Source organism: Thalassotalea hakodatensis, from assembly GCF_030295995.1.
In the GTDB taxonomy this organism is placed as follows: domain Bacteria; phylum Pseudomonadota; class Gammaproteobacteria; order Enterobacterales; family Alteromonadaceae; genus Thalassotalea_C; species Thalassotalea_C hakodatensis.
Window position 1 is genome coordinate 611,316 of sequence record NZ_AP027365.1, and the last position, 24,741, is coordinate 636,056.

General features: G+C 39.5%; 17 protein-coding genes. 5 read left to right on the top strand and 12 right to left on the bottom strand.

What is annotated here, in order from left to right:
- Positions 1-36 precede the first annotated feature (36 nt).
- Genes QUE72_RS02615 through lptD form a run of 6 tightly spaced genes read right to left on the bottom strand, consistent with a single transcriptional unit; the run spans position 37 to position 6,634 of the window.
- Entirely contained in the window at positions 37-852 is an 816-nt protein-coding gene (locus QUE72_RS02615) for a symmetrical bis(5'-nucleosyl)-tetraphosphatase (RefSeq protein ID WP_286271341.1), read from the bottom strand.
- 5 nt (positions 853-857) lie between these two features.
- On the bottom strand, positions 858-1,253 hold the full coding sequence (gene apaG / locus QUE72_RS02620; protein WP_407704948.1) for a Co2+/Mg2+ efflux protein ApaG: 396 nt from the start codon (positions 1,251-1,253) through the stop codon (positions 858-860).
- Positions 1,228-2,043, bottom strand: coding sequence for a 16S rRNA (adenine(1518)-N(6)/adenine(1519)-N(6))-dimethyltransferase RsmA (gene rsmA, locus QUE72_RS02625; RefSeq protein WP_074498592.1), 816 nt, complete (start codon positions 2,041-2,043; stop codon positions 1,228-1,230). The genes apaG and rsmA overlap by 26 nt, the downstream gene beginning before the upstream one ends.
- 15 nt (positions 2,044-2,058) lie before the next feature.
- On the bottom strand, positions 2,059-3,051 hold the full coding sequence (gene pdxA / locus QUE72_RS02630) for a 4-hydroxythreonine-4-phosphate dehydrogenase PdxA (protein ID WP_286271351.1): 993 nt from the start codon (positions 3,049-3,051) through the stop codon (positions 2,059-2,061).
- Between the two features lie 8 nt (positions 3,052-3,059).
- Positions 3,060-4,340: a peptidylprolyl isomerase SurA gene (gene surA, locus QUE72_RS02635; protein WP_286271354.1), complete on the bottom strand. Its 1,281-nt coding sequence runs from the start codon at positions 4,338-4,340 to the stop codon at positions 3,060-3,062.
- Between the two features lie 17 nt (positions 4,341-4,357).
- Positions 4,358-6,634: an LPS assembly protein LptD gene (gene lptD / locus QUE72_RS02640; protein WP_286271356.1), complete on the bottom strand. Its 2,277-nt coding sequence runs from the start codon at positions 6,632-6,634 to the stop codon at positions 4,358-4,360.
- Between the two features lie 233 nt (positions 6,635-6,867).
- Between lptD and QUE72_RS02645 the strand changes: the two genes are divergently transcribed.
- Genes QUE72_RS02645 through djlA form a run of 3 tightly spaced genes read left to right on the top strand, consistent with a single transcriptional unit; the run spans position 6,868 to position 9,337 of the window.
- Positions 6,868-7,863 carry an aminoglycoside phosphotransferase family protein gene (locus QUE72_RS02645; protein WP_286271357.1) on the top strand — a complete coding sequence of 332 codons (996 nt, stop codon included), beginning with the start codon at positions 6,868-6,870 and terminating at the stop codon, positions 7,861-7,863.
- Positions 7,860-8,546 (top strand): N-acetylmuramate alpha-1-phosphate uridylyltransferase MurU, encoded by a 687-nt coding sequence (gene murU, locus QUE72_RS02650; protein WP_074498597.1) that lies wholly within the window; start codon positions 7,860-7,862, stop codon positions 8,544-8,546. The genes QUE72_RS02645 and murU overlap by 4 nt, the downstream gene beginning before the upstream one ends.
- Positions 8,546-9,337 (top strand): co-chaperone DjlA, encoded by a 792-nt coding sequence (djlA, locus tag QUE72_RS02655; protein ID WP_074498598.1) that lies wholly within the window; start codon positions 8,546-8,548, stop codon positions 9,335-9,337. The genes murU and djlA overlap by 1 nt, the downstream gene beginning before the upstream one ends.
- 28 nt (positions 9,338-9,365) lie before the next feature.
- Here djlA and QUE72_RS02660 read toward each other — a convergent pair whose 3' ends face one another.
- The 4 genes from QUE72_RS02660 to QUE72_RS02675 all read right to left on the bottom strand — a co-directional run bounded on the left by QUE72_RS02660 (position 9,366) and on the right by QUE72_RS02675 (position 15,049).
- Complete coding sequence (locus QUE72_RS02660) at positions 9,366-10,340, bottom strand: DUF3530 family protein (RefSeq protein WP_074498599.1); 975 nt, start codon at positions 10,338-10,340, stop codon at positions 9,366-9,368.
- A 161-nt stretch (positions 10,341-10,501) separates the two neighbouring features.
- The gene (gene rluA / locus QUE72_RS02665) at positions 10,502-11,167 is read right to left on the bottom strand and encodes a bifunctional tRNA pseudouridine(32) synthase/23S rRNA pseudouridine(746) synthase RluA (protein WP_286271360.1); all 666 of its coding nucleotides are present in this window, start codon (positions 11,165-11,167) and stop codon (positions 10,502-10,504) included.
- 2 nt (positions 11,168-11,169) lie between these two features.
- Positions 11,170-14,088 carry an RNA polymerase-associated protein RapA gene (gene rapA / locus QUE72_RS02670; protein ID WP_286271363.1) on the bottom strand — a complete coding sequence of 973 codons (2,919 nt, stop codon included), beginning with the start codon at positions 14,086-14,088 and terminating at the stop codon, positions 11,170-11,172.
- Positions 14,089-14,209: 121 nt separating this feature from the next.
- Positions 14,210-15,049 carry a 2OG-Fe(II) oxygenase family protein gene (locus QUE72_RS02675; RefSeq protein ID WP_286271377.1) on the bottom strand — a complete coding sequence of 280 codons (840 nt, stop codon included), beginning with the start codon at positions 15,047-15,049 and terminating at the stop codon, positions 14,210-14,212.
- 158 nt (positions 15,050-15,207) lie between these two features.
- On the opposite strand from QUE72_RS02675, the gene QUE72_RS02680 reads away from it, so the two are divergent.
- Both QUE72_RS02680 and QUE72_RS02685 read left to right on the top strand, forming a co-directional pair.
- A complete protein-coding gene (locus QUE72_RS02680; RefSeq protein WP_074498603.1) occupies positions 15,208-15,501 on the top strand; it encodes a hypothetical protein in 294 nt (97 codons plus the stop codon).
- 89 nt (positions 15,502-15,590) lie between these two features.
- Entirely contained in the window at positions 15,591-18,155 is a 2,565-nt protein-coding gene (locus QUE72_RS02685) for a bifunctional diguanylate cyclase/phosphodiesterase (RefSeq protein ID WP_286271380.1), read from the top strand.
- A gap of 326 nt (positions 18,156-18,481) precedes the next feature.
- Here QUE72_RS02685 and QUE72_RS02690 read toward each other — a convergent pair whose 3' ends face one another.
- Both QUE72_RS02690 and gltB read right to left on the bottom strand, forming a co-directional pair.
- The gene (locus tag QUE72_RS02690; RefSeq protein WP_286271383.1) at positions 18,482-19,900 is read right to left on the bottom strand and encodes an FAD-dependent oxidoreductase; all 1,419 of its coding nucleotides are present in this window, start codon (positions 19,898-19,900) and stop codon (positions 18,482-18,484) included.
- A gap of 27 nt (positions 19,901-19,927) precedes the next feature.
- Positions 19,928-24,388, bottom strand: a complete 4,461-nt coding sequence (gltB, locus tag QUE72_RS02695) for a glutamate synthase large subunit (protein ID WP_286271385.1) — start codon at positions 24,386-24,388, stop codon at positions 19,928-19,930.
- Between the last annotated feature and the right edge of the window lie 353 nt (positions 24,389-24,741).

Here is a 24,741-nt window from a genome sequence, read left to right on the forward strand (position 1 = left end):
CTTGAAATGAATTACACCTTTACTTGTTGCTTTACGTTAGTTTTTTATGGCTTGCTGTCTAAAGTATTGTTTATCATGCCAACGAAGTAAGGTCAATTCCCCACCCCAAACACAGCCAGTATCAAGAGCATAAATATTTTCTACAGGAACATCACCTTCTAATGCTGCCCAATGACCGAAAACCCAATGTGCTTTTTTTAACTGGTTTGTTGTTTGACAAAACCATGGGCTTAAATGCTTTGGGGTATTTTCAGGAGAGCTTTTACAAGAAAAATCTAAACTGCCGTCTTTATAGCAATATCGCATACGGGTTAAGGCGTTTATGGTATAGCGAAATTTATCTTCTTTAGTTTTTACATCTTGCCAATTATTGGGGGTTTCTCCGTACATAACAGAGAGCCAATAATTTCTTTTCTTACCTGATAGTTTTTTGGCTGCAAAGTTAGCACACTCAATGGCGTTTTTAATTTCCCATTGAGGAGAAAGACCAGCGTGTGACATATAAACTTGTTCATTGGGCAATTGTCGCAATAAAGGTTGCCGGGCTAACCATTCAATCATATTTTCGATTTCAGGTGCTGATAACAAAGCGTGAACCTTGTCTTTATCTTTTGCTTTTTTTAACCCTGCATAAGTGGCAAGTAAATGCAGATCATGGTTACCTAATACTGCCTTTACTGAGCTTTCTAATGACATTAAATATTTTAGTGTGTGGTATGAGTCGGGCCCTCTTGCCACCATGTCACCTGCGATCCATAATTCATCTTTATCAGGAGAGAACGCAACTTGTTTAAGCAATAAACGCAATTCTTGATAACAACCTTGTATATCACCGATGAAGTACGTAGCCATAAACGTTAGTGTAAAATATTGGGTGTTGCCAAACGAAAGATAGGTATATTGACTTTCAATGGGGCATTGTTGTTATCAATCATTTGATAGTGCCCCTGCATGGTACCAACAGGCGTTTTTAAAGCACAGCCGCTGGTATAAGTAAACTTTGCACCACTGTTAATAATTGGTTGTTCACCTATCACGCCTTCACCAACAACCGTTGATTTTTCGTCGTTCGCATCAGTGATCAGCCAATAGCGAGATAATAACTTTATTGGAACCTCTGATTGGTTCTCAATGGTAATGGTGTAACTGAATACATAGCGTTGATCACGCTCACTTGATTGTTCTGTGAGATAATGGGTATCAACGGTAACGATTACTTGCTCTGATTTATTGGTCATTGCTTGGGTGGTCAACTAAATAATTGGCTAAGGCGATATATTGATCTAATGATATATTTTCTGGACGTAAACTTGCGTCAATCCCTAACGATTCAATCGCGTCAACGTCAATAAGTTTTTTAAAGCTGTTACGAATTGTTTTTCGACGTTGGTTAAAAGCAGTAAGGCACACTTGGTTTAATGCTGACAATTTTTTTACAGGGTTGGCTATTTCTTTGTGAGGCACTAAACGTACAATTGCTGAATCAACCTTTGGTGGTGGTTGAAAAGCTTCTGGGCCAATTTCCATCACAGGAATAACTTGACACTGATATTGAGTCATGATGGAAAGTCGGCCGTATGTTTTGCTATTAGGGCTCGCGGCCATTCTTTCTACAACCTCTTTTTGTAGCATAAAATGCATGTCTTTTACTGCATCGCGAAAGCTAAGCAAATGAAAGATAAGTGGTGTAGAGATATTGTATGGAAGATTGCCAAAGATTTTTAACGGCTTATCTGCTTTACAAATCGAGGTAAAATCAAATTTTAGTGCATCTTGCTCGTAAATGGTTAGGTGCTTGGCTAGAAATGGGTGATGTCTTAATCGATGCGCTAAATCCCGATCAAGTTCTACGACGGAAATATCACCAGCTCGTTCTATCACAGGTTCTGTAAGAGCGCCTAAACCGGGGCCAATTTCTACCAGGTTTTCACCGGGCTCAGGATTAATAGCATCAACAATTTGGCTGATAATTGCTTGATCATGAAGAAAGTTTTGCCCGAAACGTTTTCTGGCTTGATGACCTAAATGGCTATTTTTACTCATTGATGTAAAACATACCTATTTTCTTGAATTATGATTGTTAGCAAGTTCAATGGCTGTCGAAATTGCTTGGCGAAAACTACCTGGGTCTGCCTGATTTGTACCTGCTAATTCAACGGCTGTACCATGATCTACAGACGTTCTTATAAAAGGTAAGCCTAGTGTAATGTTGACTGAATTGCCAAAGCCTTTATATTTTAATACCGGCAAGCCTTGATCGTGAAACATGGTTAAAATGGCGTCGGCGTCTTGTAAATATTTTTCGTGAAAAATTGTATCAGCAGGTAGTGGGCCTATTAGGTTCATGCCTTGCTCGCGAAGTTCATCTAGAGCGGGGTTCATTATATCAATTTCTTCTCGACCTAAATGACCATCTTCACCTGCATGGGGGTTAATGCCACAAACATAAATTCTCGGAGATTCTATCCCAAATTTTTCAATTAAATCGTGATGCAGAATTTGGGTAACTTTCTGCAGACGTTCATGGGTAATAGCTTTTGAGACATAAGCAAGCGGAATATGTGTTGTTACCAGTGCAACACGTAGTCCTTCTGTTGCTAACATCATAACGACATCAGAACAATTTGCTTGATGCGCAAAGTATTCAGTATGGCCGCTAAAAGCAATACCAGCTTTGTTGATCAGCCCTTTATGAACAGGCCCCGTGACTACAGCGTCAAAATCGCCACTGATGTTTTTTTCACAAGCAATGCGTAGGGTTTCAACAACATAGTGTCCATTGGCAGGGTTTAGTTGTCCGGTAATGCAAGGCGCTTCCAGTTCAACAGGTAAAATAGTCATCGTTCCGGCTTGATGTGTTATTGCTGGTTGGTCTTCGTTGTATGCTAAGAATTCAATATCAATATTGAGTTCTTTTGCGCGTGCTTCCATAAGTGTTAGAGAAGCAACAACGACGATCTGCACTGGCCAATCCTGTTGGGCAATTTGGATCATCAAATCTGGACCTATGCCAGCAGGTTCTCCTGGCGTTACCGCGATACGATTTACCATGGTTTAAATTACTCCAGTATCTCGATATAAGCTTCGTCGCGCATTTCTTTTAACCAACGAGCACTTTCCATTGAATATTTACGTTTGTATAGCACTTGATAAACGCGATTTTCATTCATTTGTTGAGTTGCGTCTAACGTTCTTCTACCGGTTAACTCTGCCAAATGCCAGCCAAACGAAGAACGAAAGGGTTGCGATAATTCATTTACTTCGAGCTTTGCTAGGGTGTTTGAAAATGCAGGGTCAAATGATTTTGGATCTGTCCAGCCTAATTCACCACCTTTTACTGACGTTGGGCCATCAGAATATTCTTTTGCCAGTTCTGCAAAATCTGCTTCGCCTGAAACAATTTTTTCACGAAGTTTTTCTAAGGTTTCTTTGGCTTTAGCTTCACTTAGAATAATAGTGGGCTCAATCAAGATGTGTCTTGAGTTGACCTCTTCAACCTCCATGACTTGGCGTCCACGAATATCTTGAATTTTTACGATACTAAAGCCTAGTCCTGTTCTAATTGGGCCTAATATGGTGCCTTTATCTTTACCGTCAACAAGCTCAGAAAACAGGGTTGGTAATTCATTGATACTACGCCAACCTAAATCACCACCTTCTAAGGCATTTGAACCGCCTGAAGACGCGATGGCAATGCGGGTAAAATCAGAACCGTCATTTAGTAGTTTTAGCACTTTTTCTGCACGGATCTTTGCGGCATTTATGTCATCTTGCGAAGGCTCAGACGGAAATTCAATTAAAATGTGTCCTAAGCGATACTCAACGTCATTATTGGTTTGTTCTTTCATCACAGCAAGTAAGTTGGTGACTTCTTGTGGTGAAATATAAATGCGGCGACGTACAGAGTTTCGTGTTACTTCACCACTAATAAGTTCTTGGCGAGCATTTTCACGGTATTTTTCATAATCTAAACCTTCACTGATAATTGATTGACGAAATTGCTCTAAGGTTAAATTATTATCTTGCGCAATTGACAGTATGGTTTCATCGAGTTGAGCATCACTTATTTGTATACCCATACGCTCACCTAATTGTGCCACGAGGTTGTCATCAATTAATTTTCCAGTGACTTGCACACGTAACGCTTTATCACTTGGCAATGTTTGATTTTTCTTTGCCGCTTGTTGTTTAATCTTACTTAGAAAATCTTGAATTTCTGATTCTAACACCACACCGTCATTAACAATTACGGCGACGCTATCTAGTTTTACTTCTTGAGCTGATGCATAGCTGCCAATAAAGGCACAAGCCAATACAAAAGATTTAAATATGGTTTTCATTAATTATATTTCTTCGTTTAATTGTTGAGAAAATAAGGGCGTTTGTAACCAAAGATACTGTTGTTAAACATTTCAGTTGTGTCTATTGGTTGTCTGTTACCGCCTAATCCTTTTATGATGAACTGTATCATGAATCCACTATCAAATTCATCGCGGTTTTGCTGAAATTGATTTTGCTCATCAATATTTGAGTTAATATGTCGGTGAAAAGCAAAGCGAACCGCCCAGCAACAGCTTTCATATTGTAACCCAGCATAACTTTCTAAGCTTCGTTTATCTTTTAAATCTTGTGTCACACGCCCCACAAACTGCCAGTTTTTATTTACTGCGACACTTGTCAGTAACGAAACTTGTTCAAGCTTGCTACCTGAGACATTTTTGCTATAGCGATGGTTCAATTGAATTGTATTATTATTGTCAAAAATATAATCTAACGAGCTTTGGCTTCGATTGGTTGAGTTTTCTTTTGTGTTGTATTGAATGTCGCTACTAAATTGCCAATTTCTATTCAAACTTAAGTACAATTCACTGGCTAGTGCTGATTCACCTGATGAGGCGATTTGCTGGTTGTTGTGGCTAACATGGGTATCATTTAAGTAAACAATGCGACCGACACTTAATCTAAACTTTTCTGTATTGTCATTATCGAGCAAACGACTGGTGATACCCCATGAATACTGATTTGCTTGTGCAATTCTGTCTAAACCACTAAAGCGTCTATCCCGAAAAAGGCCATCATAGTCATCTTGCAATGTTGTTGTATCGTAAACGCCAATTGCAGATTGATCTTCATCTGGAATGTATAAATATTGTAATTGTGGTTCTAGGGTTTGGGTGAAAGCTTGATCGAAATAGGTAATATCACGGTCAAAGTTCATTCCACCATGTAAGCGAATTTTAGGCAAGGTTCTATTCACTGATTTTTCTAAACGATTAAATGCCTCTGTTCGGGTTTGATGGTAGTTGGTTTGTAACACTCTCAGTTCAGAGTTAAGAAACCATGCAGGTGTTGAAATCGGTAACGTGAGGCCCGCTTCAAAATGATATCTGTCTGCTTCAGGCAATGCTAGATTATTTGACGTAAATCGGGTAATTTCAGAATAAATATCAAATTCGGCATGATAAAAGTTAAGAGGAGTAAAATGGCTAAACTCAATATGGGGTAGGGTTTGATAACTCGTTTGGTGTTCACCTAATACTTCAAAATCTTGAAGTTGCAGTTTGGTAAACCAGTTATCGCTGAAATATGCGATTTCTCCTATTTGATACAAGTAGGCATCGTTTGAATTGTATTGCTCGCTTTTTATATCCACAAGGTAGTTGTCGTCACTAATTGTAGTGTAATCAACGTAAGCACGAATGTTTTCAGAAATAGTCCCTACATGTTGAATACGTGCTAAATAGCGTTTGTCGTCATTATTTAATTCATCATCTTTATTTAAGTATTCAATATTTAATTGACCATTTTGCTGGCCTGATAAATATCGGAATTCAGTTAATAGTTGCAGGCCACGTTTAGACATGTATCTCGGCGTGATAGTGGCGTCCATATTAGGGGCAATATTCCAATAAAAAGGTGATTCAAATTGAAAGCCGGTACGTTGTGAAGAAGAAAATTTCGGATAGAGAAAACCCGATTTACGTTCATTCGAAACAGGAAATGAAAAGTACGGCACATAAAAAACAGGAACGCCGAATAGTTTAAAGCGAGCGTTGTAGGCTTCACCGTGGTTTTCATCGAGTGAAATACTGATTTCGCTGGCTTGAATTTGCCAATCAGGCACCTCGCCATAACAAGTAGTAAAATTAGAGTCAACTAACGTTAAAGTACCATCGCCGGTGATTCTAATATTACCAGCACTACCGTGACCTGGATTACCTGCCAGTTGGTAAGAACTTTGCGTTAACTCGGTATAGTTTTGTGATTTGCTAGCATCTAACGATGAGGCAAAAATATCAACCGTTGGGTTTTGAAAGTGAATATTACCGGTAGCCGACAACGCAGAAGTTGTTCTATCAACAAATAGTTCATCAGCTGAAATGGCTTGTCCTTGTCCTGAAAGTGTTACTCCACCGATAAATTTGGCAAATTTTTCTCGCTTAATATGCGTAGATTTTGACCATATGTTATAGGTGTCGCTGTTTAATGTTTCCGAACCATCAACAATGGTAGGGTAAGTTGGAAGCGGGCAGCTAGCATTGATATTTTGTATGGAATCAGCAGTTTGCGCTAACACGTTTAAAGGAAAAAAATATGTCGTTGATATGACCAACAATGTCCGGAGAAAATGCATTAATGTTCCGATAAGTAAAATGGCTTGTTAGGTATCACAAAAATTCATATTATTTTACCCCTAAAGTTGTTAATAATATAGCAATTTTATCTAATGAAACATTATTATAGCGGTATAACGAAATATAAGTACATATAGCGATAATGTGAACCCAATAAATAAACGGTAATTCGTCTTTCCTGATTATTTTTTTTCATTATGTTAATTGTATTAGCCAACAGTAGGAGAAATTTTTGCACGACGTAAGACAGGACCAGCTAACGGATTGGTTAGCTGAAAAACACAAAAGCAATCAAGTAATACTGCAACCTTTAACAGGTGACGCGGGGTTTAGACGATACTTTCGGTTTCAATTAGATGAACAATCATTTATTGCGGTGGACTCACCAACTCAGTATTGCAACAATAGAGCGTTTGTTCAGATGTCACAACGTTTAGCGCAAGCGAATGTTCTTCAACCTGAAATTTTTTACCATGATACTGAGAAAGGCTTCTTTTGTTTAATGGACTTGGGGGATACCTTACTTGCTGATGTGTTATCGCCAGATACTGTGATTGAGTATTACCAGCGTGCGATTGATCTTTTGCCTGTTATTGCAATGCTTCCGCAAGAAAACTTACCGCACTATGATGCTGATTTTGTGAGAATGGAACTCGATATTTTTACACAATGGTTGTTAAAAGAGCATTTAGAACTCACCTTATCACCTGAAGAACGCCAGTCACTAGCAACCTGTTTTGACTGTTTAATTGATAATGTATTGGCACAACCTCAAGTTGTGATGCATCGAGATTTTCACAGTCGAAATTTAATGTGTTATCAACAGCAACTAGCAGTAATTGATTTTCAAGATGCAGTTATCGGCCCTGTTACCTATGATGTCGTGTCATTACTTAGAGATTGCTACGTTAAATGGTCAGATGATGTTGTAGAACAAGCATTGAAATATTTTATTGCTCACTATGGTAAACAATTAACAGGAGAGAATATATCTACTGCGCAATGGCGTCGATGGTTCGATTTAATGGGAATTCAACGTCATGTAAAGGCGGCAGGAATATTTGCACGATTAAAGCATCGCGATGGCAAGCCTAGTTATGTGAAGGATATCCCGTTGACCTTGCATTATATTGTTGACGTTTGTCAGCATTACCCTGAGCTTGCATCACTAAAACAATTAGTCATTGATAAAGTATTACCGCTTGTTGAGCACAAGGAAGCTAAATGAAGGTTATGATTTTAGCGGCCGGCCGCGGCGAAAGAATGCGACCTTTAACCGATAATTTGCCTAAGCCAATGTTATCAGTAGCAGGAAAGCCATTAATCGTCCATCATATTGAAAAATTACGCAAAGCAGGTTTTCGTGAATTTGTTATAAACACTGCTTGGTTAGGCGATAAGATAGTGGCATGTTTAAAGGATGGTCGTCAATTTGGTGTATCCATTGTCTATAGCCATGAAGGAGAACAAGCACTCGAAACTGCTGGCGGTATATGCCAAGCACTGCCAATTCTTGACGATAATAACGCACCTTTTTTAGTGGTGAATGGTGATATTTACGTTGATTATCATTTTAACGATATCCCGAAGTTATCAGAACAAACACAGGCACACTTATGGCTAGTGGAAAATCCTGAACATAATCCTTTAGGGGATTTTAATTTGGAAGATGGGCAGGTGAAAAATAATGGAGATACTGCTTCTCGATATACATATAGTGGCATCGGTATTTATCGTGCAGGCTTATTTTCAACCTGTCAAAAAGGTCAGCCAACGAAGCTAGCACCATTGTTGCGTGATGCCATTAATCAACAGACGGTAACGGGTAGTGTGTTACCCAGTAACTGGACAGATGTGGGAACTCCTGAACGGCTTGCTTTACTTAACAAAGAATTAGAAGGTTTTTATTAATGCGTATATGGGGCAAAGTACTTGGTTTTTTATTTGGTTTTATGCTGAGTAAACATTTAATCGGTGCATTATTAGGTATGTGGCTGGGACATCGCTTTGATAAAGGCGTGGGTTTCGATTTCGATCGATTTGCAGCGCAAGATGAAGAAAGTAAACAACAAACTTTTTTTTACACCACGTTCACCGTCATGGGGTATATCGCTAAAGCCAAGGGTCGAGTAACAGAGCATGAGATCGCATTTGCTAGTGCCTATATGAATAAGCTTGGTTTAACTGCTGAAATGAAGAAGCAGGCACAAGATGCGTTTCGTGAAGGTAAATTGGCTGGCTTTCCTATAGAAAAACAATTAACAACGTTCAAAAAACGTTGTGGTCACCGACAAGACTTGCTGTTAATGTTTGTGGAAATTCAGATTCAAGTTGCGTTTGCTGACGGCAGTTTAGAGCAAAGCGAGCGTGAAGCTTTGCATGTAATAGCAAAAAAATTAGGTTTTTCGGCACGTGATTTAGATAAGTTGCTTGAAATGATCATGGCAGGAGCACAGTTTCATCAAGGTGCAGAACAAGGGCAGTCACATCAAGAACAACTTGAACATGCCTATAAATTGCTAGGAGTTTCCCCTTCGGCATCGGCTCAAGAAGTAAAAAAAGCGTATCGTAAACTCATGGCTCAGCATCATCCAGATAAACTTGTTGCAAAAGGCCTACCACCTGAAATGATGGAGTCTGCAAAAGAGCAGGCACAAGACATTCAGGCGGCGTATGAGTTGATCAACAAAAAGAAAAGTTAGCCATGTGTTTACGACTTATCTGAGCGAATTACCACCCGAGTGATGTTAGCCAACCTTTAATTTGTGTTGCTAACGCATTGGCATCGTAATAGCCGGTAGTGAAGTTAAATAAGGTGGTCTGTCGATATTGAGACTTTGCAAGTTGTTTAACGTACTTGGTACGTAGAGCCACATTACGAGGAACCTGAAAATGATCAGCTTTCAAAGAAACATCAAGTATAGGTAAGGTTAAGTCAGTCAGATGTTCTGCCGCAATTTGTGTTTCTTGTGTCGTTGGCATGTAAGCACTTAACATGATATAGGCATTTGGTTTAGCAAATTCAGGCTGCTGTAAAATTGACAAAATTTGTGCAGCATTTTGCCCTTGTGCAATTAATATGATGATCCCAGGAAAGCTTTTTGCCTTTTCAATACTTGCGGCGATTAATGGGGCTAGTTGTTGTTGATATTGAGCCAACTGTTCGGCATTTTCTGTTGCTTTAGCTGCATCGTCGAGCGCGTTTGAAGGATAGTTTTCAGGCTTATCAAGCGGTTGTAAACTAAATGTTGTCCATCCTTGTTTTGGCAATATTTTTCGTAATTCGTTGATGGCTTGAGGGCTCGTCGCCGGTTGTTGCCATTCTGGTATTAAAATAGCAATTCCTTTTGGTAATTCGCTATCATGGGTAGTCACTAAGGCAACGTGTTCATTATCATCGACCATAATATTTTCATATTCACCTTCTGGTAAATAATGCTTTAAATCTAACGCATAAATTTCAGGCAATGTTTTAGGGAGTGATATTTCGGCTTTTTCAGGTGATTGTTGTTCATTAGTTACTGTTTCGGCATCAGCCTTGTTCGTCGTTTTTTCTGAAGCCTTTTCTGGTGTCGATTCGCTAGTGTTTTGTTGCGTTTCTTGTTCTTGGTTTTCTTGGCTGAACGAACGGCTAGAAATAGCTGAGCTAGCAACAATAAAGCTGATGATAACAGGCAAAAGTACTGCTTTTGTTAGTATGCCCATTACGATTCCTAATAATTATATCAATTGGTACTATATCGACACTTTAACGAAAAACTGTTGTTAAAAACAAGCTTACCGTTTCAGTTGATTAGCTAACTTCTTATCCCGAGCACCAATAAACTGTTGCAAAAATAAACGCGAAAGGTCAACAGACCCCAGTATCAAAACGGGCAATCGGCTCCGATGGTTAGCATTCTTTGCTGAACTGGGTGATTAAATGTTAGTTCTCGTGCATGTAATAATAAACGGTTGCTCATGCTAAGTGCTTGTGAGTGAGCATATAATCGATCTCCAAGTATGGGGTGGCCTAGATACAACATATGCACACGTAATTGATGAGAACGTCCCGTGACCGGCGTTAACTTAACTAAACTGGTTTGCTCGTCTGCACTTAGCACTTGGTAATGGGTCAGTGCCTTTTTACCAATCTTGTGGTCTATCTTTTGTTTTGGTCGATTCGGCCAGTCACAAATTAATGGTTGATCAATGGTTCCTGTTTCTTGCTCTGGATGACCAAAAATACGCGCAAGGTAGTATTTTTGCGTTAACCTTTTTTCAAATTGCCGACTAATTTCTACATGCGCGTGTTTATTTAATGCCATCAGCATGACACCTGAAGTTGCCATATCTAATCTGTGTACAATGGTAGCAGTTGGTAGTACACGTTGAACACGTGTTTGCAGACAGTCTTTATGCTCAGGTAGTCTTCCTGGTACAGAAAGAAGGCCACTTGGTTTATTCACCACGACGATATCATTGTCTCGATACAGTATATCAAGGTAAGGAGATAACGGCGGTGAATAAACAAAATCAGGGTTTGCGCTCATCGTTAGTGAGTCACCACGATTAAACGGACTGCTTCGAATTTTAATTGTGCTTTTTCAATATAAGTCGTTAACTCTTGTTGTTGCAGACTAATAAAATCTAACTCTTCTTGACGAACACTTGGATTGATAGCTTTTAACGCTGACAGTCTTTGCCATTCTTGTGTTAGCTTATCTGTCATTAGTGATTTGGCTGAAGTGATAAGCGAGTCAACATGCGATTTGGCATGTGTCTCAGCTTTTTCAACCAGCGGAGATACTTGCTCTTTCAATGCTTTTATTAATTGTAAGGCAACCTGCTTTTTAACCGGAATGAGCTGTTGATCTAATACCGCTTCGCTGACTTTATCAGCAAGATTATTCCCTTTTTTATCAACCAATACACGAATTGGGGTGGTAGGTAAATAACGCTTCAGTTGCAGTTGGCTTGGCGCTGTTGCTTCAAGAGTGAACATACATTCTAGGAAGAATGTACCTGCAGGTAGTGCTGGGTTTTTAAGTAATCCAATACTTGAATTACCCACATCATCAGAAAGAACCAAATCAATCGCACCTGTTACCATGGGGTGGTCCCAAGTGAGCAAATGGTAATCTTCACAAGCTAAAGCGGTATCGCGATGAAAAGTGACTGTTGTACCATCATCAGGGAGACAAGGAAAGTTACCGCTTAACATATGTTCTGTAGGCTGTAAGGCAATAGCATTGTCTGCTTTGTCATCTTGTCCTATGCCAAACACGTCAAATACTTGAAACATAAATTGCGGTAAACGGGTATGGTTATCTTGCTGAATAATTTCATCAACTAACGTTTCAGCTCGGCCTTGTCCCGAAGAATTTAATTCTAACAATTTATCTCTGCCAGTTTCTAACTCTACCTTTATTTGTAAGTGTAATGTGTGACTGTCATCAACAAATTGTTTGATTGATGCATCGTCAGCAACTGGCGAAAATTGTAAGTCTATTAATTGTTCTGTTTGAGCTTCGTATACGGAACGACCAGTAACACATGTATGCTCAAATGCGTTTAATCCTTGGTGATACCATTGGAATAAAGCGCTTTGCATTGAATGTTCAAAATAAGGCACATGTAAATTAACGGTTTGTGTTTGGCCGATTCGATCTAATCGTCCTATGCGTTGTTCGAGTAAATCAGGATTAGTTGGTAAATCAAATAACACTAAGTGATGGGCAAACTGAAAGTTCCTGCCTTCACTGCCAATTTCTGAACATAATAATACTTGGGCACTGTCTTCATCTTGGGCAAAGTATGCCGCTGCGCGATCTCGTTCGAAAATGCTTAACCCTTCATGAAATACAGCTGCTCTGATGCCTGCTTTTACTCGGAGGGCATTTTCTAATTCAATGGCGGTTTCAGCGTGTGCGCATATCACCAGTAATTTTTCTTTGTTTAGATCTTTTAATAAAGTCGTTAAGTAATCAACGCGAGGGTCTATGTCGTACCATTGTTCAACAGACGCTAAACTGTATAAGCGTTCTGGTGTATTAATAAATTGTGCTTGTTTTTTAGCAACTAAATTTTCTCGGCTGTCTGATAATAAAAAATCTTCAATGCTTTCTTGATATGCTTGTGGCATGGTCAAAGGCGTAGCATGAAGCTTTCTTTCTGGAAAGCCTTTGATGGTATTTCGGCTATTTCTAAACAGAATGCGACCTGTACCATGCCGATCAAGCAGCTGATTTAATAATGTTTTACGTGCTTTCGATTGCTGTGCTTCATCCCCATTGAGATCAGCAAGTAGTGCACTGATATCACTTTCAGCCAGCAATGAAGTCAAAACTTGTTGTTGCTCATCATTTAATGCGGTTTCAGCAACAAGCGCGTTGGCAGCATCAGCTACTTCGGTGTAATGCGTTTCTTCTTCTGTGAAGGTTTGATAATCATAAAATCGATCAGGGTCTAATAATCGTAAACGAGCAAAGTGACTTTCATGACCAAGTTGATCTGGCGTTGCTGTTAAAAGTAAAACACCAGGAATTGTTTGAGCAAGTTGCTCTACACAAAGATATTCGATGCTTGCGTTATCAACTTGCCAATTTAAATGATGAGCCTCGTCAACGACCATCAGGTCCCATTTTTCTTCAATGAGTGCTTCATACCACTGTGGTTGTTTAGTGATAAAATCTAGATTTACTAACACTAATTGTTCAGAAGAAAAAGGATTAACTGTTTCACCTTCATCACCTGAGTTAGCAATTTCTTGGCAACGTGTTTCGTCGAAAATGCTAAAGTGGAGATTAAAACGACGTAACATTTCAACTAGCCACTGATGAGTTAGCGATTCTGGCACAATAATCAATACACGTTGTGCCCTACCAGTAACCAACTGTTGATGAATGATTAACCCGGCTTCGATGGTTTTACCTAAGCCAACTTCATCGGCTAATAATACCCGTGGTGCAAATCGGCTGCCGACTTCATCTGCGATATATAGCTGATGTGGGATTAAACTAACGCGGCCGCCAGTTAAACCGGTAAGTAATGATTGTTGTTGCTGGAACTGATGTTTGAGGCTGTCTTTTCTTAAGCGAAACCAGTCTAACCTGTCGACTTGACCATTAAGTAAACGGTCATGGGGCTTATTAAATTTAATAAAGTGATCAATCATCACTTCTTTTAAACTTTCTGATGCTTCGTTATCAGTACGGATACCGTGGTAGGTTAATATCCCATTGGTTTCTTCTACATCATTAACAGATAACTGCCAACCTTCGTGGCTAGGGATGATATCGCCCTGCTGGAAGATAACGCGAGTTAGCGGTGCGTTATCGATCGCATATTTTCTGATATCTCCGGTCGCGGTAAACATAATTGAGACAAAGCGACCTTCGACACTGGTGACTGTTCCTAATCCTTGGTCTGATTCTCCATCACTAATCCAACGTTGACCCTGCTGAAACGACATAGAAATAAACTCCAAAAAAATGCGATGCAAAAAAGGGGCGCTATGGTAACGTTAATCATAGCGCTGATCATCTAATTTTTCTGAAAAATGGTGATTTTTATTAGGTTTGCTCAAAGAGTGTTTATTTAACGCCTAACTCTTTTAACCGTTCTAATAAATAGCTTTCTTGCGTGTGGCGATCTGATAGAACCACTTCGTCGCGCGGATGCAGGAACAGCGGTAAAGAAATGCGAGATTTCTTAGCTTCTTCACCAGATGGATTAATAACACGATGACTTGTTGAAGGGAAATACCCCTTTGAAGCCTCCTGCAGCATATCACCAATATTGATAATTAATTGTCCGAAATCTGCCGGTACGTCAAACCATTTTCCATCTTTAAGTTGCACTTGTAAGCCAGGTTCATTTGCTGCGGGTAAAATAGTGATTAAATTAATATCTTCATGGGCAGCGGCTCTAACTGCTCCGGGCTCTTCATCACCTGACAATGGTGGATAATGTAAAACACGCAACAAGGTATTTGGCGTATTATTAATCATAGATGAAAGCGGTTCAGAATAAAGTTTAGCGACATCTTCAGGGCTATATTGCTCAATCCAGTCAAGTAATTCAGCAGCGAGTGAACTTGCAAGTTTATAGTAGGTGAGTATTTCTTCTTTTAATGACTCAGGAATTCTTCCCCATGGATAGACATGATAATACTCTTTGATGTCTTTTTTCTGATGGCCTTTGGCAGTCTCTGAAATTGCAGGCGCAAAATAACCATCTTGGGTTGCAGGATCGAAAGCGTATTGCTCTGGGTCACCATGTTGAAAAAAGTCATACCAATGTTGGTAGATTGATTCAACCAGTTCTTGTTTTATCGGATGGTGCGTTAATACACCAAATCCAGTATCTCTTAAACTTTGGACGAAACGCTTTGGCGCGTCTTTTTCACGGTAATCGACCACTTGAACTTGCATAGTGAAAACTCATTTTGTTGCTGTACTTTTTTTAGTATATCAAAACCTGTCTAGATGGTCAGGTAAAGTTTTTAAATAATCATAGCGTAAAGCTATCTAGAATAAAAAACATCGCTATAATGAAAGGATAATGTATTGAATCTAGGAAGAAAAAACTAATGAAATTGACTGTAGTAATCGCGTTAATTATAAACGGTATGTTAACAGCTTGTTCAAGCAATTCTGAAACGTGTGAAGACATTACATTAGCGACTGAACAAATCCAAGAGTGTAAAACGTTACAGGGTAAAATTGATGCAGCGAAAGATAAACCTATTATTCGCACGGAATTAGAACGTCGTTATCAGCAAGACTGTGTTGAAATGCGTTACTATCGCGACAGCCAGCAAGATGCTATTTGTGGTAACAAAGAAGAAATGCAAGCGTTAGAGGAGAAAGGAGTAAATAATTAAAACGTTATGATTATCAACGATAAATATTGATCAACAGTATAGCTATACCAATTAGAGGTTTTGCTAAAGTTATGATAATTTAATGATATATGAGTAATAAATCATCAAGTGACGCTAATTCACTACCAAATAATGATCATGCATTAGCAAAAGAGGCATTGTCATTACTGGAAAAGTACCGAACGCTGGAAGGGCGATATACTGCATTATTTACCCTTAATCAGCTTTCGCATGAATGTGCTGATCTTCGTACCTTTTACCCACAAGTACATAAAGCAATCGCGTCAATTATGAACGCGCCAAATTTTTACATTGTGATGTATGACCAAACATTTAATACCTTAAACTTTGTTTATGATATTGATGAAAAAGACAGTTTTCCTTCTGGTCCTGTTGATTATAACGACTGGTTAGGCTCAATGACTAGCTATGTGATTGAAACAGGTAAGCCTTTATTGGTGACGCCAGAAAAAATGGATGAAATGCAAAATCAAGGTTTGCTGACAGCGGTGGGCACTATCGGAACTGATTGGCTAGGAGTGCCTTTAATTTGTGATGATTTGGTGATTGGCGTCATGGCGGTACAAAGCTATAACGAAGAAACACGTTATCAAGAACATGATCTTGAAATGCTAACTTTTACTGCACAACATATCGTGACTGCCATGACACGACTTCAAGATCGAGAGCGTCTACAAAAAGCCGTAGATGCGCGCACTCATGAGTTGATGGAGCAAATACGTGAGCGAGAAAAGTCTGAGTTATTACAAGAATCTCTCTATCGAATTTCTGAATTAACTAATGATGCTTCAATTGATATCGAAAAATTCTATGCAATGGTGCATAACATTGTCGGTCAACTGCTAAACGCAGAAAATTTTTATATTGCTAATTTTAATCGTATTAAAAATATGATTACATTTGTTTATTACTCAGAGCAGGATTCTGAAGATCTGGCTGAAAAGTTTTCACCACGCAAATTTTCAAATGGTTTAACCGAGTTAGTCATTAAACAAAAAGACACCATCCTTTTGAATAAGCAGCAAATATTTGATTTGTATGAAAAGGGCGAAACAGCAAAGCCACAGGCGAAAACGAAATCTTGGCTTGGCGTGCCTTTGATGCAATCGAAAGAAGCAATAGGGGCAATGGTTATTCAGAGTTACCAAGCGGGCATTATTTTTAATGAGAATGATGCCGAGCTGCTTAACTTTGTTTCACAGCACGTTTCCACTGCCATAAAACGACGCGAATTGGCACTGTTTGAGCGGCAAACACAAGAGTTGCTTGAGCAACAAGTGAAGTTGCGTACCGTTGAACTTGAAGAAGAAATTAAACAGCGTCGTGCCATTGAAGAAAAGCTTAAGCATGCTGCAACCCATGATGGATTAACAGGGCTGGCCAATAGAGCTGTATTTTTAGATTTGTTAAATCATGCCATTGCATGTTGGGTAAGAAAACCAGAGCTGCAATTTGCTATCTTATTTTTAGATTTAGATCGCTTTAAAGTGGTCAATGATAGTTTAGGGCATCATGCGGGAGATGTGTTATTAAAGAAAGTTGCTGAAGGCTTAAAAGATATCGTACGAACCAAAGATACCGTAGCACGACTTGGTGGCGATGAATTTGTCATATTAATTGAAGATTTAGTTGAACAACAAGAAGCTTATGATGTTGCTGAACGCATTACCGTGTTTCTTTCTACGCCTTTTTTGATCGAAAACCAGCCAGTTTTCATTGGCACTAGTATGGGAGTACTTTTTAATGATGAAAGGTACCAAGATGCTGAAACCATGCTGCGTGATGCTGATATAGCTATGTATCACGCAAAAGATATGGGAAAAGGGCGTTATGAAGTGTTTGACTCTAGCATGCATAAGAAAGTGCAAAATGCGATGACATTAGAGGCAGATGCTCGTGAAGGAATTGATAAAAAAGAATTTTTTCCTTACTTTCAACCGATTGTACGCTTATCCGATAAAAAAATTGTTGGTTTTGAAGCCTTAGCAAGGTGGCAAAGTGAGAAAAGAGGTTTTGTCATGCCGAACGAATTTATTTCGCTCGCAGAAGAAACGAACCTTATTTTGGCATTAGATTTACAAATCATGGAGAAAGCGTGTTTTCAATTAAAACAATGGCAACTAAAATTTAAACGTGATGATCTATACGTGAGTTGCAATTTATATGGCAACCACTTCTTCGATCCTAATTTACCAACTGACATTGCCGCTATTTTGATAAAAGTTGGTATTAAAGCTAAACATTTACGGGTGGAGTTAACTGAAAGAGCGCTGCTTGAAAATAGCGACATGGTCTTAAAAAACATGAGAGCGCTAAAAGAAATGGGTGTGAAAATACTACTAGATGATTTTGGCACTGGGTATTCTAGCCTAAGTTATTTACATCGTTTTCCTATTGATGTGCTAAAAATTGATCGCTCATTTATTAATAATATTCATAAACAAGGCAACCACCAAGCGATCATCAAAACCATTATTGATTTAGCAACAAATTTACAAATGGGAACCGTTGGTGAAGGCATTGAATACCTCGCTGATGCAAACCTACTTTTGCAAATGGAGTGCATGTATGGCCAAGGTTATTATTTTCATAAGCCTATGCCTGCTGCGGCTATCGAAGAATGTTTAGGTTAGTGTTAGCCATTTTTGTAACCTAGATAACACACCTGATTTTTCACTTACTTAAATGCTTTACGAAATCGCTCGATAATTATCGGGAAGGTGCCTTTTAAAAATGCTACTCATTAGTCTTTATGCGAATTGGTATTAAATGAGTAAAAATATTTTGGTAAAACCCTGAACATATAAATACTGTGCGGCATTTGATTGGCGCGTAGCCGCTACGAGATACTGGATAAGCGCTGAATCACTTGTTGGCGAAAGTCTTTGGTTTTCCTTATAAAAGAATTAAAAAAGAGACGTATTACCGTCTCTTTATGTACCGATAAATTGACTTTTGACTATTCAGTTAGCACAAAATCTAAAATACCTAATGCTGCTTTTCTACCTTGATCCACAGCCGTAACAACTAAGTCTGAGCCTAATACCATATCGCCACCGGCAAAAATATTTTGCGCGGAAGTTTGTAACGCAAATTCACTCTCTGCATTGGCGACCACGCGGCCTCTTTCATCAAGCGAAACGCCTGCATCTTGCATCCATTTAGGTGGGCTTGGTAAAAAGCCGAATGCGATCACTACAGCATCAGCCTCCATAATAAACTCACTTCCTTCAATTGGCTCTGGTCGGCGGCGACCTGCTTCATCTGGTGCGCCTAGTTGAGTTTTCACAAATTTAACACCACAGGCCTGGCCGTTTTCATCAACTGCAACATCTAATGGTTGAATATTAAATTGAAAGTCGACACCTTCTTCTTTGGCATTTTGCACTTCACGAGGGCTACCAGGCATGTTGGCTTCATCACGTCGATAGGCACAAGTAACTTCTTTTGCACCTTGACGAATAGAAGTGCGTACACAATCCATAGCAGTATCACCACCACCAAGCACAACAACTTTTTTATCAGTAAAACTGACATACGGTTTTATGTTTTCAGTGATACCCATAATGTGTTGCGTATTAGCAATAAGGAAATCAAGTGCGTTATACACACCTGGAGCACTTTCGTGTTCAAACCCCCCTGTCATATCGGTATAGGTACCCATACCAAGAAAAACAGCATCGTAATTATCAGTCAGTTCACTGAAAGGAATATCAACACCCACATTTACATTGAGCTTAAATTCAATTCCCATCCCTTCTAGAATACCGCGACGACGTTTGACGACATCTTTTTCTAATTTGAAAGAGGGTATACCGAAGGTTAATAATCCACCAATTTCTTGGTGTTTATCAAACACGACACAGTCAACGCCATTACGTGTTAATACATCGGCACATGACAAACCAGCTGGGCCGGCGCCAACAATAGCAACCTTTTTTCCTGTGGGTTCAACATCAGAAAGATCTGGTTTCCAACCTTGCTCAAATGCGGTATCAGTAATATATTTTTCAATATTACCGATGGTAACTGCGCCGAATTCATCGTTTAACGTACATGCTGACTCACATAATCTATCTTGTGGACAAACACGACCACACATTTCAGGTAAGCTATTCGTTTGATGACATAGATCTGCGGCTTCAAAAATTTTGCCTTCGGTGACCAGTTCTAACCATTGTGGAATGTAGTTATGTACTGGACATTTCCATTCACAATAAGGATTGCCACAATCTAAACAACGGTCTGCTTGCCCTGAGCTTTGTTCGCTACTCAGTGGATTGTATATTTCAACAAAATCGATTTTTCGTTCATCTATTGGCTTTTTCGGCGGTTCGATGCGATTTACGTCGATAAACTGGTATACATTTTTACTCATTATAATCTTCCTCTTCGCGTTCTTTAGTTACTGTGCTTGAACGCGAAGTTCAGCAGAAGAACGACTACGATGACCTAAAAGTGTTTTTACGTCAGTAGCTGTTGGTTTAATTAATTTAAACATTGGTGAAAATTTATCAAAGTCTGCAAGAATTTCTTGGGCACGTAAGCTGCCTGTTTCTTCGAAATGTTCATTGATAATGCCGCGTAAATGTTCCATATGAATATTGAAATCAGAAACGGCTAACATTTCTATTGATTCATTATTCATTCGGATGGCGAGATCATCGGCTTCGTCAAGTACGTAAGCAAAACCGCCTGTCATACCTGCGCCAAAATTTACGCCAACTTGACCTAATACGGTGACTATACCGCCGGTCATGTATTCACAGGTATGATCACCTGTACCTTCAACCACTGCTTGGCAACCAGAGTTACGCACAGCGAAACGTTCACCTGCACGGCCGCATGCATATAGATTGCCACCTGTGGCACCATATAAACAGGTATTACCCATGATCATCGTTTCATGACTCTTATAGGCAACACCTTTCGGTGGTTTGATAGTCAGTTTACCTCCAGCCATTCCTTTGCCCACGTAGTCGTTTGCATCACCAGTTAAGGTTAATTCAAGACCACCAGCATTCCATACACCAAAACTTTGACCAGCGGTACCGGTTAATTGAATTTTGATTGGCTGCGCAGCCATGCCTTGGTCACCATGCTGCCTTGCAATTTCACCTGATAATACCGCACCTACAGAACGATCAACGTTTTTGATGCTAAATCGGAAGTTTCCACCTGTACTGTGTGCTACTGCATCACGTGCAGCAGCTAAAATTTCTTGATTTAACTTACCTTCATCAAATGGCTTGTTTTGCTCTGTTTGATGAACAGCAGTATTTTCTTTAGGGACAACGGGCGCAATGATAGGTGATAAATCAAGTTTCTGTTGCTTAGCACTAATACCTGCAAGTGGTTCAAGTAAATCTGTTCGACCAATAATTGCGGTCAAACTTTCCACACCTAATTGAGCTAAAATCTCACGCACGTCTTGAGCAACAAATTTGAAATAATTCATTACTTGATCAGGCAAGCCTTTAAAAAACTGCTCGCGCAACACTTCATCTTGAGTAGCAACACCTGTCGCACAGTTGTTTAAGTGACAAATCCGTAAGAATTTACAGCCTAGCGTTACCATAGGAGCTGTACCAAAGCCGAAGCTTTCAGCACCTAAAATAGCGGCTTTAACGATGTCTAAACCTGTTTTTAAACCACCATCTACTTGTAATCGTACTTTGTGGCGTAGACCATTAGAAACAAGTGACTGATGTGCTTCTGCTAAACCAAGTTCCCAAGGACAACCCGCGTATTTAACTGATGTTAATGGGCTAGCCCCTGTACCTCCATCATAACCAGAGATAGTAATAAAGTCGGCATAAGCTTTGGCAACACCTGAAGCGATTGTACCAACGCCTGGGCCAGAAACGAGCTTGACAGAAATAACAGCCTTAGGATTTACTTGTTTTAAGTCAAAGATAAGCTGAGCTAAATCTTCTATAGAGTAAATATCATGATGCGGAGGTGGTGAAATAAGTGTTACGCCTGGTACTGAGAAACGTAATTTTGCAATAAGCGGCGTTACTTTATCTCCTGGTAATTGGCCACCTTCACCTGGTTTTGCACCTTGCGCTACTTTTATTTGCAATACATCTGCATTGACTAGGTAGTGTGGTGTTACGCCAAATCGACCCGATGCAATTTGCTTTATACGTGAATTTTTCACGGTACCAAAACGACGCTCATCTTCGCCGCCTTCACCAGAGTTTGAGAATCCACCTAAGCGGTTCATAGCAATAGCTAAAGCTTCATGCGCTTCAGGGCTCAAAGCGCCGATAGACATCGCGGCACTGTCAAAGCGTTTAAACATTTCAGTGTCTGCTTCTACCGAATCAATACTGATTGGTTTAGTGTCCGATTTAAGCGCAAGTAAATCACGTAAAGCGGCAGCCGGACGATTATTGACGGTCTCAGCAAATTTACGATAGTCGCTGTATTCACCACTTTGCACGGCATCTTGTAAATTTTTCACCACATCAGGGTTGTACGCATGGTACTCACCACCGTGAACATATTTTAATAAGCCTCCGTGACTTATTTTTTGATGGGCTAAGAAAGCTTTGCGGGCTAAATTAATATTATCTTGCTCTATATCAGTAAAGTCAGCACCTTGAATACGGCTTGGTAAGTCAGGGAAGCAAAGTTGCATGATATTTTGATTCAAACCGATCACTTCGAAAAGACCAGCACAGCGATAACTTGCGATGGTAGAAATACCCATTTTAGAGAGTATTTTCAGTAAGCCTTTATTAATACCGTTACGGTAGTTTTCAACGGCTTCACGTGCCGATAAGTTGATTTGACCTTGATCGACAAGTTGTTCTACCGTTTCAAAAGCAAGATATGGATAGATAGCTGTTGCACCTAAACCGAGTAAAACGGCAAATTGGTGTGAATCTCTGACTGATGCTGTTTCAACAATAATATTCGAATCGCAACGTAATTGTTCATCCACTAAGCGTTTTTGTACCGCACCAACAGCCATAGCTGCAGGTATAGGCAAGGAGCCTTTATCAATTTGGCGATCAGAAAGAATTAAAATTACCGTGTTTTTATTACGAACAAGCTCAACAGCTTCATCACATACACGAAGAATTGCGGTTTCTAACCCTTCAGAAGCATGGTAATTTAAGCTTAACGTATCACTTCGGTAATGTTCAGGATCAAGCTCTCGCAATTGCTTTAAGCCGGTATACATTAATACAGGAGTATCAAAAAGGATTCTGTCTGCATGACCAGTAGTTTCATTGAATACGTTATGTTCACGGCCAATACACGTACCTAATGACATCACATAACGTTCACGTAATGGATCTATAGGCGGGTTAGTCACTTGCGCAAATTGTTGACGGAAATAATCGTATAAGGTTCTTGGCTGACTTGATAACACCGCCATTGGCGTATCATCGCCCATTGAACCTGTTGCTTCTTGACCGTTTTCTGCCAGAGTTTTAACCACTTGTTGAATTTCTTCATAACTGTAATTAAACAATTTATGATATTGGGCAATGCTTTTATCGTTAAATGCTCGCTTACCAATAAGCTCTGCATCGAGTTTTTCGAATGGCACTAAACGGCTAATATTTTTATCTAACCATTCACGGTACGGATGACGTACTTTCAAATCGTTGTCGATATCATTTGAGTTGAAAATTTTACCTGTATAGGTATCTACGGCAAGCATTTCACCTGGCCCTACACGGCCTTTTTCTACTACTTCATCTTCGCCGTAATCCCAAATACCCACTTCAGAGGCAAGGGTGATAAAACCATCACGTGTAATAACATAACGTGCAGGGCGTAAACCGTTTCTATCAAGGTTACAAGCAACATGGCGACCGTTAGTCATCACGATACCTGCTGGGCCATCCCATGGTTCCATGTGCATTGAGTTAAACTCATAAAATGCTTTTAAATCATCATCCATTAATGGACTGTTTTGCCATGCAGGTGGTACTAATAAGCGCATAGCACGGAATAAATCCATACCACCGGCTAAAAATAGCTCAAGCATGTTATCTAATGATGATGAATCAGACCCTGCTGCATTAACAAATGGCGCCGCATTTTGTAAGTCAGGTAAGAGCGGAGATTGAAAACGATAAGTACGTGCTCTTGCCCATTGTCTGTTACCTTTAATGGTATTGATTTCACCATTGTGGGCTAAATAACGGAAAGGTTGTGCTAAGTGCCATTGTGGCGATGTGTTGGTTGAAAAGCGTTGATGAAATACACAGATTGCTGTTTGCATGCGTATGTCAGCAAGATCTAAATAAAAGTTAGGTAAATCTACAGGCATCATTAAGCCTTTGTAGATGGTAACCAAGCATGACAAGCTAGCCACATAAAAGCGTTCGTCTTCAATACGCTTTTCTGCGCGGCGGCGAGCCATATATAAACGGCGCTCTAGATCGCGATTACGCCAACCCGGAGGCGCATTGACAAAGATTTGTTCAATAGTAGGTACATTACCGACTGCAATGTCACCTAATATGGAATTGTCAGTTGGCACGACACGCCAGCCAACTAAGGTTAGCATTTCTTGTGCAAGTTCTTGCTCAAGTATTTCTTTAGTTTGTGCTGCAATGATAGGATCAGGGTTTAAGAAAATCATACCAACGGCATATTTTCTTCCGAGCTTCCAATCATTCTCTTCAGCAACTGCACGGAAAAAGCTGTCAGGCTTTTTCATTAATAATCCACAACCGTCGCCTGTTTTACCGTCAGCATTTATACCACCACGATGTTGCATACGATCAAGTGCTGAAATTGCGGTTTTTACAAGCTTGTGGCTGTTTTCACCATGTTGATGTGCAATTAAGCCGAACCCGCAATTGTCTTTTTGAAAGTTGGGATCATAAAGCTGCATGTTTTCTCTCCTAAAAAAAATACCTACTTGGCACCAGAGTCGTTAAAATTAGAATAAAATTATGTAAAAAATGCATAATTACTCTGGTTTTTGAGCTAAGCGGAACCCCTAACATTAAACGCAAACTGGTTAAAGGTCAATAAAAATAGAGTTTTTGCTCGTAATTTATTTACATTTTTATATCCTGTTGTATTTAAAGGGTAAAGTATTGCTTTTTACATGAAAGAGCTCTTTATCTTAATGATAATTATTTACATTTAAGTGGGTTTTGATCGTTATGTGGTTGTATAATGTAAATTTATTACATGATAGGTAAGGGCTAGCCACAGGTTTGCGATTTAGGTAATTTATGC

Bases quoted from the DNA above. Each gene is read 5' to 3' on its own strand.
- QUE72_RS02615 (WP_286271341.1), bottom strand. From the start codon at position 852: ATGGCTACGTACTTCATCGGTGATATACAAGGTTGTTATCAAGAATTG.
- rsmA (WP_074498592.1), bottom strand. From the start codon at position 2,043: ATGAGTAAAAATAGCCATTTAGGTCATCAAGCCAGAAAACGTTTCGGG.
- pdxA (WP_286271351.1), bottom strand. From the start codon at position 3,051: ATGGTAAATCGTATCGCGGTAACGCCAGGAGAACCTGCTGGCATAGGT.
- surA (WP_286271354.1), bottom strand. From the start codon at position 4,340: ATGAAAACCATATTTAAATCTTTTGTATTGGCTTGTGCCTTTATTGGC.
- lptD (WP_286271356.1), bottom strand. From the start codon at position 6,634: ATGCATTTTCTCCGGACATTGTTGGTCATATCAACGACATATTTTTTT.
- murU (WP_074498597.1), top strand. From the start codon at position 7,860: ATGAAGGTTATGATTTTAGCGGCCGGCCGCGGCGAAAGAATGCGACCT.
- djlA (WP_074498598.1), top strand. From the start codon at position 8,546: ATGCGTATATGGGGCAAAGTACTTGGTTTTTTATTTGGTTTTATGCTG.
- QUE72_RS02660 (WP_074498599.1), bottom strand. From the start codon at position 10,340: ATGGGCATACTAACAAAAGCAGTACTTTTGCCTGTTATCATCAGCTTT.
- rluA (WP_286271360.1), bottom strand. From the start codon at position 11,167: ATGAGCGCAAACCCTGATTTTGTTTATTCACCGCCGTTATCTCCTTAC.
- rapA (WP_286271363.1), bottom strand. From the start codon at position 14,088: ATGTCGTTTCAGCAGGGTCAACGTTGGATTAGTGATGGAGAATCAGAC.
- QUE72_RS02675 (WP_286271377.1), bottom strand. From the start codon at position 15,049: ATGCAAGTTCAAGTGGTCGATTACCGTGAAAAAGACGCGCCAAAGCGT.
- QUE72_RS02680 (WP_074498603.1), top strand. From the start codon at position 15,208: ATGAAATTGACTGTAGTAATCGCGTTAATTATAAACGGTATGTTAACA.
- QUE72_RS02685 (WP_286271380.1), top strand. From the start codon at position 15,591: ATGAGTAATAAATCATCAAGTGACGCTAATTCACTACCAAATAATGAT.
- QUE72_RS02690 (WP_286271383.1), bottom strand. From the start codon at position 19,900: ATGAGTAAAAATGTATACCAGTTTATCGACGTAAATCGCATCGAACCG.
- gltB (WP_286271385.1), bottom strand. From the start codon at position 24,388: ATGCAGCTTTATGATCCCAACTTTCAAAAAGACAATTGCGGGTTCGGC.